We start from the raw sequence: 12,783 nt of genomic DNA, 5'->3' as shown, positions 1-12,783 counted from the left end.
TCATTCCAGCAGGCGGTCGCGCAGTTGGGCGCGCACGCCGTCGGTGAGGCCGACGGCGCTCAGGTAGGAATCGATGTCGCCGTGCCGTTCGAGGGCGGCGGCGATCGCGACCCGCAGGTATTCCTCGCGGACGCCGAGCAGGTCCTCCGAGAGATCCTTGCCCGCGGTGAGTTTCGGGGCCATCATCGCGCGCAGCGCGGGGGCGGCGGCGTTGCTGAGCATGAAGTCGGCCAGGATGTCCTCTTCGGTGACGCCGACGGCGTACAGCAGGGTGGCCACGGCCCAGCCCGTGCGGTCCTTGCCCGCCGCGCAGTGCACCAGGACCGCGCCGTCGCCCTCGATGATCGAGCCCGCGATGGCGGTGATGGCGGTGTGCGCCTCGGGCAGTGCGGGGAAGTAGCGGTAGACCTCGAGCATGTGGGCCATCGCGAAGGTCGTCTGGGCGTCGTGCGGTGGGGCCTCGCCCATGCGCGAGTCGAAGGGCGCCACGGTGAGCCGGATGCCTTCGGGGAGGTTGTCGTGGCCGATGTGGTCGATCTCCTTCGGGCCGCGCAGGTCGAAGACCTCGTCGACGCCGAGTTCGCGCAGCATCGCGTGACCCTCGGTGGACAGGGCGCTGAGCTGGGCGGAGCGCAGGAGAACGCCGGGGGCCACTTTCGCGCCGTCGGCCGTGCGCAGACCAGCGGTGTCGCGAAAGTTGAAGGTTCCCGGGATGAGGAATTGATCGACGGGGGGCGGGACAGTCACCGATTCAGGCTAGCGGCCGATGCCGACCGCCGGTGACGATCGGACGGCCCGCGGGCGACCGGCGGATGACCGAATTGCGAGGTCGGCTTGTGTGATGTACCACACTGGGACCGGGTGGTCCCGAATTCGTCCGTACAGTGGATCGAGGTCGCGCGCCGCCGGAGGGTCGGCGAGACAGCGCCCAGAACGGCGATTCGGCGGGGGTAGGGGGTCGATTGCGAAGCAGTCCCGTTTACGTAACAAAACAATCTTTTGGTCTGAAAATACCCATCGAACCCGTTCTCAAACCTTGATAACCCTCTACCATTGATGATCGTTGGACCGGGCAGCCGGCGGGTCTCACCGAGGAGATCCGCGGGAATGGTCGCAATGTTCAGCGAGTCGCACCGCAGGTCGGGTGCGGGTTTTATCGCCGAGGGAGTCTTCGTTGAGCGCACGTGGAGATATAGCTGTAGCGCGGTTGCACCCCGCGATCTGCGATGCCGTGGAGAAGGCGGCGGCTTCGCTGGATTTCGACGGGGTGCGGGCGCTACGGGTTTTGTTGCACGCCGGTATCAGTTCGTACTGGCCGGTGGTGAAATCGGCGCCGGGAAAACAGGTACGCGCGTACGAGGCGACCATTCGATCCCTGCGTGAGCGGTGGGAAATGCAGGCCGAATGCGTCGCCGACTCCGATGCCGCGCGACGATTCCGCGGAATGGACGCCGAGATGGCGGCCTTCCTGGACCTGTGCGCGACCCGTTCCGGCACCCAGTGGCTGGAGCCGGTCAATTCGATCGCCGTCTACGCCGTCTCGGTGTTGCAGGGCACGGTGCTGCGCTGGCTGGCCGACTGCGACGACGAGACCATGCTGGTCGTCCTGGACGATCTGGTCAGCGGCCTGGCGACCAGGGCGGGCGACGTTCCCTGACGAAAAGCTGGACGCCTGACCAAGTTGGTGGTTGAGTGGGAGGGGTGACCCTGCCGATCGCCGGACTGCACGCGGCCACCGCCGACCTCGACCCGCCGTTGGCCGCCCTGGACCTGCCGACGCTGCGGGCCAACGCCGCTGACCTGGTACGCCGCGCGGGTGGCGTCCCCATCCGGGTCGCGAGCAAATCGGTGCGCTGCCGCGCGGTCCTGGAAGAGGTGCTCGGCGCCGGCCTGACCGCGTCCGGTGGCTTCGCGGGCCTGATGGCCTACGCACTGCCCGAAGCCCTCTGGTTGGCCCGCCAGGGCGCACGTGACGTTCTGCTGGGCTATCCCAGCGTCGACCGCGCCGCGCTGGCCGAACTCGCGAGCGAGCAGATCCTGCTCGACTCGATCACCCTCATGGTCGACGATCCCGACCAGCTCACCCTGATCCGCACGGCCGTCGGCGACCGCGCCCGCCCGCGGATCTGCCTGGACATCGACGCCTCGCTGCGGATCGGCCCCCTGCACCTGGGCGTGCGCCGCTCGCCCGTGCGCACCCCCGAACAGGCCGAGACGCTGGCGCGCGCGGCCCGCGACCGCGGCTTCGAGGTGGTCGGCGTGATGACCTACGAGGCGCAGATCGCCGGTCTGCCCGACAGCAATATCGCGATCCGCCTGGTCAAGAAGGCCTCCGCCCGCGAGATCGCCGAGCGCCGCACCGCCGTCCTGGACGCGGTCCGCTCGGTGGTCGGCCCCCTGCGGATCGTCAACAGCGGCGGCACCGGATCGCTCGAAGTCAGTTCGACCAGTCCGCAGGTCACCGAGGTCACCGCCGGTTCGGGCCTGTACGTGCCGACCCTGTTCGACAACTACCGCGCCTTCACCCCCCGCCCGGCGCTGTTCTTCGCCACCCCTGTCCTGCGCAAGCCCACCCCGTCGATCGCCACCGTCTTCGCGGGCGGCTACATCGCTTCCGGTCCCGCGGGCGCGGCCCGGGTGCCGAAACCGGTGTGGCCCAGCGGGTTGCGGCTCATCGGCACCGAGGGCGCGGGCGAAGTCCAGACACCGTTGACGGCGGCCTCGGGCCTGCGCATCGGCGACCGGGTGTGGTTCCGGCACGCCAAAGCCGGTGAACTGTGCGAACGCTTCAACCGCTTGCACCTGGTCGACGCGGACGGCACGCGCACCACCGTGCCCACCTATCGCGGCGAAGGACATTGCTTCGGCTGAGGCGCGCTAATCGCCCGTCGTCGCGGTCAGTTCCAGGAAGCCCGCCAATTCGGCCAGTTCCCCGGCGGATTCGGGCAGGTACTCGGTGAGCAGCCGCGAGCGGATCACCACGGCCCGCCACATCGCGCGCGCCACCGCCGCGGGCACCAGATCGCCCGCCAGCAGCGCCGACATGCCGTCGGGGGCGTCGGCCGCGGTGGAGGTCGCCATCGACACCAGCACCACCGCCGCCTCCCGGCCGCGGAACCGGTCGGGGGTGCCCACCAGCACGTCTTCGATCTTGGCCCGCGCCAACAAGGTCCGAACCACGGTCACCTGCGCGCCGTAGGGCGCGACGACGAAGATGTCGTGCGGATGCAGCCTGCGCGTCAGCGTGCCCACCGTCCAGGACGCGCCCAACAGCGCGCGCACCCGCCGCACCACCTCGCGCGCCTCGGCCTCGGCGGCGGTGGTGTTGCCCTGGTGATCCACCAGCACCGTCTCCACGCCGGGCGGGACGCCGTCGAGTTGCCTTGCCAGGGTGACCGTCTCGTTGGCGATCAACCACCCGTCGTAACGCACGCGCGACAGCGGTTCGCACACCCGGGGATGCATCCGCCAGGTGCGTTCGAGGAAATACCCGAACGCGGCGGGCAGCGTACCGCCCGCGTCGACCATCCCGCCCAGCACCGACGCGCCGACGGGTGCGGGATGGGCGGCGCGCGCGGCCGTGGTCGCCGGATCGCCGACCACCAGCAGATTGCGCGCGCTCGCGCCCACCGCGACGAGTTCGGCCAGCGGGAAATAGCCCGCGTCGGCGATGACCAGCAGGTCCAGCGCCCCGCGCGGGATCAACCGCTCGTCGGCGAAATCCGCGGGCGCGCCGCCGATCACACAGCCGTTGACGGCGTTGTCGAGGAATCGCGGATAGCGGTCGGCGTCGATGACCGCCCACTCCGGGGCCACCGCGCCCACATCCTTCTTGGCGACCAGTTCGGGCAGCACCCCGATCTCCACCACCGCGTCCAACAGATTCTCGATGGTGGGGTGCGACAGCGCGACCACGCCGACCCGCCACTTGTCGCGGGTCACCAACCGGTGGATCACCCGCGCGGCCGTCGCGGTCTTCCCGGTGCCCGGCGGCCCCTGCACGGCGACGTAGGACCGGTCCAGCGCCGCCACCGCGGCCGTGACCGCCGCCGCCTGATCGCCGTGCGCCGTCGGCAGCGGCGCGCCGCCGCGCAGTCGGGGCGCGCGACCGGACAGGATGTCGAAGATCGCGTCCTCGGGCACCTCAGGCAGCGTCACCAGCAGACGCTGAGCGGCCAGTTCCACGGCGCTCTCGGCGTTCTCGGGCGGCGGCGGCAGCCCCGGCGCGATGGCGGTGGGCAGTTCGTCGTAGGGTTCGCAGCCCTCGGGCAGCAGTTCCTCGAGGCGCACGGCGTCGGCGAAATCGGGGTCGACCGAACAACCCAGCACCGTCGCCGTGGCCGTCGCGCGCCCGCCCACGGCCGTGACCATCCCCGGCACGACCGGTCGATCGTAGAAGGTGTAGACCGTCGTCCCCGGGGGCAGCACGCGCCCGCGACCGGCCCCGATGCGGCCCGTCAGAGTCAGGTATCGGCGCATCGTCGGGCGCGTCGGGCTGTGATGCCATTTGGTGTCGACGTTGCCCCATTCGGCGACGAGAACGCCGGGGGCCTCGGGCCATTCGTCCACGGGCAGACTCAACCGGTCGGCGTGCGCCCACCACAGTGGTTGCCGTTCGCGCCGGTGATAGCCCAGCGCCGCCGCCATGAGTTTCGCCGCGCGTGGCGCGTCGTCACCCGCCCGCGCGACGAATTCGGCCAGCGCCGCCTCCACCGACGACGGGCGCGACAGCGGAACCTGCTGGTGGTCCACGGTTCCCGGCGTGCCGGGGCGCTCCGGGAACACGCCCGCCTCGGCGGCCCGCTCGGCCAGCCACGAACGCAACCGCAGCAACGTCACACAGTCGGGTTCCGTGGCCGCGCTGTCGGTGCTGCCGTCGTCCGTCCGGGATGCCGTGACCTCATCGGCGGCGTCACCGGAAACGGGTCGCCCGGCGGACAGCACCGCGCGGATCGCGGCGGGCGCGTAGGACCGCTCACCGAGGATCAGCGCCGAACGCAGGATCGGGTACAGATCGACCAGCACGCCCTCGCACAGCAATTCGTCGAGGATCTCCTCGCCGAGGCCGTAGCCGCCCGTGTAGTCCAGCAGCGCGTCGCGAACGCGGGAGGTGTAGTAGTAGACCCGCATGTCCGGGTGGTCGCGTCTGCGCCGGGCCAGGAATTCCAGGACCCGCAACGGCCCCTCGGCGCGCCCGTCGCCACCGCCGTGGATCAACACCCGATCCGCGTCACCCACGGTGAGCGCGGGCGTGCGGCCGGGACGGCTGTCGAGGGTCAGCGCGACATCACCGGGGGCGGGCGCGGGGAGCGCGGCGAGCGCCCGTGGAGCCAGGACGGTGTGCCGGGGAACCCCGGATCGCTCACTGTCGAGCTGGATCTCGGCTTGGCGGCGCAACGCGGTGACGGTCCGCACCGCCAACCCGGGCACTGCGGACCCGGCGCGCGCCAGTCGGTCGATCGTGGTGATCCCGGCCTCCCGCAACCGGGTTCGGGCGGGATTGCCGAGACCGGCCACCAGCAGCACATCCCGCGCCGCCGTCAACGCCGCCACGCAGGTCGGGCAGTTCCCGCAGGCCAGGAAGCGCGGATCGCCCCACTGCACCGGCAGCAACTCGCCGAGGGTGTCGGCCACGATCCGCTCGAGTCGCCGCCGCCGCGCCCGGTACACCGGCAGCAGGTCGCGCAATGGAACCTCGGAGACGTTGTCGCCCACCAGAACCCGCACCACCGCTGGTTCTCGGAGCGCGCCGACCGCCTCGTCCGCCGCCGCGCAGGCCGCGAGTTCCAGCGCGGTGGCGACGACGTCGTGCGCGTCCGTCGCCACGCCGTGCGGGACGTAGCGATCCGATTCGGCCACCAAGACCTCGCAGGAACAGGTGAACTCGCCGTCGAAGAACACCGCGCCGAACACCCTGGACGCACCCGACCGCAGCGCCGCGACGGTGGCCTCGTGCGCGGCGGTGAGCGCCGCTACCCGCACGGACGGATCGTCGGAGTCGATACCGTCGCGCGCGATCTCGACCGACTCCGTTCGCCCGGATTCGATCGCGCCGCCGAACCGAGCACGCCACCCCGGCGCGGCGACCTCCGTCGCGGGGGTGGGAACCGGTACGTCCGGACCGGCGAGCGTGCCCAGGTCGACATCGAGGGCACGCAACACCGCGAACTCACACCGGGCCGCGCGCACGAGATCAGCGGCGGTGCACACGACACGATCACCGAACACGAACAAACGCGGCCCTCCTGTGTCTTGCGGGACACCCGCAAGCGCCGGTGCCCTACGGACACCCGCGCCAGACCAACGCGGACGGCAACACCTTAGCCGGCCCCGCTGACCTGGATGAACCCTGCCCGGGTCAGGAGCGCGGCTTGCGCCGTTCGCCGCGTTTCCCGCCGGTGCGGTCGGGGCGCGGTCCGCGGTTGTACGGGCGCTGCTGCGGCGGGCCCGAATCCAGTTGCAGCTGGATCAACTGACCGCTGATCCTGGTGCGCCGCAGCGCTTCCAGCGTCTCGTCGGACAGATCGGCGGGCAACTCGACCAGACTGTGGTCCGGCCGGATGCTGATATGCCCGAAATCGCTGCGCCGCAAGCCGCCTTCGTTGGCGATCGCGCCGACGATCGCGCCCGGCACGACACGGTGGCGCTTGCCGACGCTGATCCGGTAGGTGGCCAGTTCCGCCCCGGTGCCGCGACTGAACGACGGACCGCGGTCGCCTTCGAAGCCACGCGCGGGCCTGTCCCGGGGAGCGCGGTCGCGCTGCGGTCGCTCGACCGGTTCGGGTTCGTGCTCCATGAAGAAGTTCTCGCCGTCGTGCGACCCGACCGCGAGCGCCGCGGCGATGTCGACCAGCGGGATGTTGTGTTCGCGCTCGTAGTCCTCGATGAGCTTGCGGAACAGCGCCAGATTCGGATTCGACAGGTTCTCGGTGATCGTGTCGCCGAATTTCGCCACGCGCTGGGCGTTGACGTCCTCCACGCTGGGCAACTGCATCTCGGTCAGCGGGTGCCGGGTGGCGCGCTCGATCGCCTTGAGCAGGTGACGTTCGCGCGGCGCCACGAACAGCAGCGCCTCGCCGCTGCGCCCGGCGCGCCCGGTGCGGCCGATGCGGTGCACGTAGGACTCGGTGTCGTGCGGGATGTCGTAGTTGACCACGTGCGAGATGCGGTCCACGTCCAGGCCGCGCGCGGCCACGTCGGTGGCCACCAGGATGTCCAACGTGCCGGACTTGAGCTGGCCGATGGTGCGTTCCCGCTGGTTCTGGGCGATGTCGCCGTTGATCGCGGCCGCGGAGAACCCGCGCGCGCGCAACTTCTCGGCCAGTTCCTCGGTGCCCTGCTTGGTGCGCACGAAGATGATCATCGCCTCGAAGGACTCGACCTCGAGGACACGCGTGAGGGCGTCGAGTTTGCGCTGGTGGGAGACCTGCACCCAGCGCTGGTTGATATTGGTGTTGGTGGTGGTCTTGGTCTTGACCGTGATCTCCACCGGATCGTGCAGGTACTGCTTGGAGATCTTGCGGATCGCGGGCGGCATGGTGGCCGAGAACAGCGCGACCTGCTTCTCGCCGGGCGTGTCGGCCAGGATGCGTTCGACGTCCTCCTGGAAGCCCATCTTCAGCATCTCGTCGGCCTCGTCGAGGACCAGATACTGCAACTGCGACAGGTCCAGCGTGCCCTTCTCCAGGTGGTCGATCACCCGGCCGGGCGTGCCGACCACGACGTGCGCGCCGCGGCGCAGGCCCGACAACTGCACGCCGTAGCTCTGCCCGCCGTAGATCGGCAGCACGTTCAAGCCGGGGATGTGCGCGGCGTAGCGCCCGAACGCCTCGGCGACCTGGATGGCCAGTTCCCTGGTGGGGGCCAGCACCAGGGCGCGCGGGGCCTTCCCCGACACCTCCAGACCCATCAGGATCGGGATCGCGAACGCGGCCGTCTTGCCGGTACCGGTCTGCGCCAAGCCGACGACGTCGGCGCCGGAGAGCAGCGGCGGAATCGTCGCGGCCTGGATCGGCGACGGCGACTCATAGCCGACGTCGGCGATGGCCGCCAGGATGCGGTCATCGATTCCGAGATCGGCGAAGGTCGGGCCGTCGGTGTCCCTGTCGGTGTCGCCAGGAACGCTGTCGACCTCATTGGTACTCATTGACCAGTATTTTACTGCCTCGCGGTAGTCCTTCCGGCCACCGGGCCAATACGGTGAAGACATGCCGCCGAATGATTTGCCCGCACACGCCCACCCGGCCGGCGCCACGGTGCCGGTGGCCGCGGTCCAGTTCGCGCCCGGAACCGAACCCGCCGACAACCTCGCCGCGGTGCGCGAGCACGTCGGCGCCGCGGTCCGCGCGGGCGCCCGCGTGGTCGTCGCTCCCGAGTACTCGATGTTCGCCGTGCGTCGCCTCGACGACCGGGTGGTGGCCGTCGCCGAACCGCTGACCGGCCCGTTCGCCGGCGGCCTCGCCGCGATCGCCGCCGAGTTCGGCGTGCACCTGGTGGCGGGCGTCATCGAATCCGCCGACGACGGGTCCGCGCGGATCCGCAACACCCTGCTGGCCCTCGACCCGGCGGGCGAGGTCGTCGCGCACTACCGCAAGGTGCATCTCTACGACGCCTTCGGGCACCGCGAATCCGACGTCGTCGCGGCGGGCGCGATCGAGGACCCGGCCCTGTTCACCGTCGACGGTGTGACCTTCGGCATGCAGACCTGCTTCGACCTCCGCTTCCCGGAGGGCTTCCGGCGGGCGTCCGCCGCGGGCGCGCAGGCGCTGCTGTTGCCCGCGCAGTGGATCCCGGGGCCCGGCAAGGTCGACCAGTGGACGACGCTGGTGCGGGCCCGCGCGATCGAGAACACCGTCTACGTGGTCGCCGCCGATCAGGCCGCGCCGCTCGGGGCGGGCTCGTCGATGATCGTCGATCCCGGCGGCGCCGTCCTGGCCGAACTCGGCACGGAGACCGGCGTGCTGAGCGCCGAGATCGATCTCGGCAGGCTCGAGGAGGTCCGCGCGAGCAACCCCAGCCTGGCATTGCGTCGATTCGCGATCGCCGAGCGCGCGGCGGAGTAGCGTTCGACCCGATGGGTTACGGCGATCGGGACGCCGCCGGACGTGACCTGGCGGCGTGGCTGGAACACCTGCGCGCCCCCGCGCCGCTGGTGCTCGGTCTCCCGCGCGGCGGTGTCCCGGTGGCCGCCGCCGTCCGCGCCGTCCTCGGCGGCGATCTCGACATCCTGCTGGTCCGCAAGATCGGCGTCCCCTGGCAACCCGAGTTGGCGATGGGCGCGATCGGGGAAGGCGGCGCGCGGGTCACCAACCCCGACGTCATCGCGCACGCCGAACTCGAACCGGGGGAGTGGGACCGTATCGAGGCCGCCGAACGCGCCGAACTCGAACGCCGTCGCGCGCTGTGGCGCGCCGCCGCGCCGCCGTTGCCGCTCACCGACCGCGTCACCATCCTGGTCGACGACGGTATGGCGACCGGCGCGACGGTCGCCGTGGCCTGCCGGGTCGCCCGCCTGCACCGTCCCGCGCGCCTGGTGGTCGCGGTGCCGGTGTCCTCGCTCGAGGCGGTGCGGCGCGTGGAAGGCGAGGCCGACGAAGTCATCTGCCCGTGGATTCCGGAAACTCTCGGCGGAGTCGGCGCGGCCTACGCCGACTTCCACCAACTCGCGGACTCCGAGGTCACCGCCTTGCTGCGCTGAGGTCCGCGTGCCCGCGATCCCCCGGAGCCGCGCGGTCGCCGGCGAAAGCCTGTCCGCTCGAGCGCTGAATGCGCGCACGGGCGCGATGTCGTCGGCGAAGGCCGTTCGCCCCGCGCGCTGAACGTGGCCCTGGGCGATGTCGTCTGCGACTGCTCGCGCTCACCAGCGTTGGGCGTCTGCTCCCGACCGGCCCGCGGCGTTGAGCATCGGGCGCAGGTGGGCGGTGAAGCCCTCGCCGTCGACCGGGGCCAGGTCGACGTCCGCGCCGGTGCGCACCGCGTAGCGGCCGTCGCCGAGGACGTCGATCCAGCACAGCACGCCGAAGGGGCGCAGGTCGCCGTCCGCGCGCCGGGTCGACACCACGATCTGGCCGATGCCTTCGCGGGGGCTGGCCAGCAGGCGACGGATGCGCGCGGGCGCGCTGGGACCGGCGACCGGCACGGTGACCAGGTCGCGGCTGTCCTCGCGGACCCGGCCCGCCGGGGCGGTCAACCGCGGCAGGCCGCCCGCCCGGTTCCCGGGCAGCATCGAGACGACGCGGGCCGCAAGACTTTTCGGGCCGCCGATGCTCAGTCGGATGTCCCCGCCGCGATCCGGCGCGACTCCCGGGCACTGGGCGGCCACCACCGCGATGTGGCCCGCGGCCGCACCCAGCACACGCACCGGCGGTCGGTCGGTCGTCGCCGCATCCCCCGGTTCGAAGTCCGTCAGGCTGTCCGGACCGCGCACGATGGTGTCGTACCCGGGGTTTCCGGCATGGTCGTCGCTCGTACGTCCGGTCGATTCCCGCCGCGCCGCCGCGCCCACCGCCGAGGCCCGACCGCGGCCGGGCTCGGCGGCCGCGGTATCCATTCCGAGAATCCTTGTCTCGGCGACGATCTCGGCTCCCAAGCCCACGGGGTCGGGGGTTTCGACGAGCGCCGGATGCCCCTCCCCGTAGACCTCCAACCGCACCGTCGGTCGCGCCAGCACGCGCAGCGCGGCCTCCAGATCGGCGTCGAGCACCCGGTCGCACCACCGGATCAGGCCGGGCAACTGGGCGGCGCGTTCGGTGCTGTCGCGAGCGGACAGGCGCACGGCCAGCGGGTAGGGGATGCGGTCCCCGTCGGTGCGTTCCCAGGCCAGCGCGAACTGATCCGGGGTCAGCGTCCAGTTCACTCCAGGTCGGTCCACTCTCCGACCACGGGCGGCGTGGTCGGGTCGAGCGCGCCGATCAACTCGTCGGGCTCGTCGGCCGGTTCGAGGAAGGTCAGATCGTCGTCGTCGAACCAGCCGAGGTCGTCGTCCTCGTCCTCGTCGTCCTGGCGGGGCCGGGCGACCTGCGGCGCGCCGACGCTCGACCCCGACCGCGCGTTGTCCATGCCGCCCGCCAGCGCACCGCCGACGAGTCCGCCGAACGCGCCCGCGCCCGCTCCGCTCACGGCGTCACCGCTGTGTTCGCGCGGCTTGTTCTCCTCGCGCTTGTCCTCGTCGGTGCTCCCGCGTACCCCGCTGCCGGGCAGTGTGGGCGCGTAGGTCGGCGCGGCCGACGCGGCGGTGACCTGAGCGCCCGAGGCGGGGCTTACCGGACGCTCCGCGACAGGAGCGGCGGCGGTGACCACGGGCGTGGTGGGTGTCTGAGTGCTCGCGGCGACGGTCTGGCCGGGAGACGGTGCGGGAATCTCGGCCGCGACCGGCACGCCGATCCCCACGGGGCTTGCGCCGGCAGGGGCGGTGGTCGATTCGGCGGGCGCGGGCGCCGCGGGAGCCCGCGTCGATTCGGTGCCCGCGACCGCGACGGCCGGAACCGCCGTGCCGGTGGAGACCGCTTGGGTGACAGGCGTTCCCACCTCGACCGAGGCGAGCTGCGAGAACGTCGGAACCGCCTGCCCCGTACTGCCCGCACCCGGAACGCCCGCGCCCTGGTCGATGTCGGGGAACGCGGGCACGCCGACGCCGGACTGGAGGAAGGCGTTGGTGTACATGGTGTCCATCGCCGCGACCACGTCCTGCCGGTCGTGTTCGACGGCCTTCTGCGTCACGATGTTCGCCGCCGCCTGTGACGGATCCAACAGTGCCGCACCGAGATCCGGCTCGCCGGAGCCGGGCGTGCCGACGGCGGCGCGCAGCGATTCCGCCGCGCCGCCCGCCCGCTCCAACCGCAGACCCACGCTCGCCATGACATCGGCCAGTCGCTGCCCGTCGCGCTCGAACGCGCGCACGGCGTCGGCGGCGGTGGCCGCGGCGCCGCCGCGCCACCCGTCGGCGATCAGCGAGCGGATCTCGGTGTGCGCCCGGGTGACCGCGTCGGCCAGACCGGCGGCCGACCCGTGCCAGGCCGCGCCGCCCGCGTTGATCGCGGCCGGGTCGAGTTGCTGGACGGCGTCGTGGATCTCCCGGTGGGTGAGGTTGTCGAAGACCTCGACGTCGGGCGCGTAGTCCGGGTCGGTGCGGGTGTGCGGCCCGCGTTCGCCGGTGACGGTGGGCAGTTCACGCACGGTCGGCCCCCTCGATGCGGCCGACGGCGCCCGCGAGTTCGTCGTCGGAGCGGGAGTAGGCCGCGGCGGCGGCGCGGAAGGTCTGGGCCAGCGCGCGGGCCGCGTCGGCGTAGGCGCTCATGCGGGCGACCGCGTCCCGCGCCTTGGCCTCGAAACCGCCGCGCAGCGCCGCGCCCGAGGCGAAGCCGCCGAAGCCGGGAACCGAAGTGGCCGAGCGCAATACCAGGATCTGCGCCTCGACCTCGTCGGCGAGCTGTTCGTAGCGCCGGGCGCACCGGTCGTGCGCGCCGTCGGCGACCAGCACCCCGTCCATCCAGAGCTGTCCCTCGTCGACAGCCCGGTTCAGATCCGTGACATCCGTTCGCATCCCGCGTCCCCCTTCTCCGTCGTGCCGTCAGCCGGCCTGCGACCCGCCCTATCGGTTCACCGCTGTCGTGCCAACCCCACGACCACACCCTGCAACCAGTCCGCGATGTCGCGGGCCACCCGCGCGTGCACCGGTTCGTGCAGCAGGTCGTGTCCGGCGTCGGCGTACTCGAGCAAATTTACCGTCTCGTGGCGCGCAGTCCATACCCTCATGGCATCGATCGGCGCCCTGCGGTCCTCCAT

10 protein-coding genes and 1 pseudogene are annotated in these 12,783 nt (G+C 71.8%); 4 read left to right on the top strand and 7 right to left on the bottom strand.

All coding sequences use genetic code 11. The features are described from left to right. A complete protein-coding gene (locus tag ON30_RS21565; RefSeq protein ID WP_040709604.1) occupies positions 1 to 747 on the bottom strand; it encodes a tyrosine-protein phosphatase in 747 nt (248 codons plus the stop codon). Positions 748 to 1,174: 427 nt separating this feature from the next. Between ON30_RS21565 and ON30_RS21560 the strand changes: the two genes are divergently transcribed. Next, positions 1,175 to 1,657 carry a hypothetical protein gene (locus tag ON30_RS21560; RefSeq protein ID WP_040709603.1) on the top strand — a complete coding sequence of 161 codons (483 nt, stop codon included), beginning with the start codon at positions 1,175 to 1,177 and terminating at the stop codon, positions 1,655 to 1,657. Positions 1,658 to 1,692: 35 nt separating this feature from the next. Beyond that, positions 1,693 to 2,871 (top strand): amino acid deaminase/aldolase, encoded by a 1,179-nt coding sequence (locus tag ON30_RS21555; RefSeq protein ID WP_373282600.1) that lies wholly within the window; start codon positions 1,693 to 1,695, stop codon positions 2,869 to 2,871. Between the two features lie 6 nt (positions 2,872 to 2,877). Here ON30_RS21555 and ON30_RS21550 read toward each other — a convergent pair whose 3' ends face one another. Next, positions 2,878 to 6,228, bottom strand: a complete 3,351-nt coding sequence (locus ON30_RS21550) for a bifunctional RecB family nuclease/DEAD/DEAH box helicase (protein ID WP_245554155.1) — start codon at positions 6,226 to 6,228, stop codon at positions 2,878 to 2,880. Between the two features lie 130 nt (positions 6,229 to 6,358). Then, a complete protein-coding gene (locus ON30_RS21545; RefSeq protein WP_040709599.1) occupies positions 6,359 to 8,146 on the bottom strand; it encodes a DEAD/DEAH box helicase in 1,788 nt (595 codons plus the stop codon). A gap of 61 nt (positions 8,147 to 8,207) precedes the next feature. Here ON30_RS21545 and ON30_RS21540 point away from each other — a divergent pair, with 61 nt between their 5' ends. Further along, a complete protein-coding gene (locus ON30_RS21540; RefSeq protein WP_051029730.1) occupies positions 8,208 to 9,062 on the top strand; it encodes a carbon-nitrogen hydrolase family protein in 855 nt (284 codons plus the stop codon). An 11-nt stretch (positions 9,063 to 9,073) separates the two neighbouring features. Further along, the gene (locus ON30_RS21535; RefSeq protein WP_040709598.1) at positions 9,074 to 9,697 is read left to right on the top strand and encodes a phosphoribosyltransferase; all 624 of its coding nucleotides are present in this window, start codon (positions 9,074 to 9,076) and stop codon (positions 9,695 to 9,697) included. Positions 9,698 to 9,856: 159 nt separating this feature from the next. Here the strand turns inward: ON30_RS21535 and ON30_RS36945 are convergent, their stop codons facing one another. The 4 genes and pseudogenes from ON30_RS36945 to ON30_RS21515 form a co-directional block, all read right to left on the bottom strand. Further along, positions 9,857 to 10,855 (bottom strand): ESX secretion-associated protein EspG, encoded by a 999-nt coding sequence (locus ON30_RS36945; protein WP_040709596.1) that lies wholly within the window; start codon positions 10,853 to 10,855, stop codon positions 9,857 to 9,859. Beyond that, the gene (locus ON30_RS39330) at positions 10,852 to 12,174 is read right to left on the bottom strand and encodes a PPE domain-containing protein (protein WP_040709594.1); all 1,323 of its coding nucleotides are present in this window, start codon (positions 12,172 to 12,174) and stop codon (positions 10,852 to 10,854) included. Before ON30_RS39330 ends, ON30_RS36945 begins: the two co-directional genes overlap by 4 nt. Continuing rightward, positions 12,167 to 12,541, bottom strand: a complete 375-nt coding sequence (locus ON30_RS21520) for a hypothetical protein (protein WP_040709592.1) — start codon at positions 12,539 to 12,541, stop codon at positions 12,167 to 12,169. The genes ON30_RS39330 and ON30_RS21520 overlap by 8 nt, the downstream gene beginning before the upstream one ends. Positions 12,542 to 12,597: 56 nt before the next feature. Beyond that, positions 12,598 to 12,783, bottom strand: a pseudogene (locus ON30_RS21515) (alpha/beta hydrolase); the annotation flags it as partial.

Source organism: Nocardia takedensis NBRC 100417 (genome assembly GCF_000308695.1).
Taxonomy (GTDB): Bacteria; Actinomycetota; Actinomycetes; order Mycobacteriales; family Mycobacteriaceae; genus Nocardia; species Nocardia takedensis.
This window is presented reverse-complemented; position numbering and strand designations above follow the sequence as displayed.

Bases quoted from the DNA above. Each gene is read 5' to 3' on its own strand.
- ON30_RS21535 (WP_040709598.1), top strand. From the start codon at position 9,074: ATGGGTTACGGCGATCGGGACGCCGCCGGACGTGACCTGGCGGCGTGG.
- ON30_RS21540 (WP_051029730.1), top strand. From the start codon at position 8,208: ATGCCGCCGAATGATTTGCCCGCACACGCCCACCCGGCCGGCGCCACG.
- ON30_RS21520 (WP_040709592.1), bottom strand. From the start codon at position 12,541: ATGCGAACGGATGTCACGGATCTGAACCGGGCTGTCGACGAGGGACAG.
- ON30_RS21545 (WP_040709599.1), bottom strand. From the start codon at position 8,146: ATGAGTACCAATGAGGTCGACAGCGTTCCTGGCGACACCGACAGGGAC.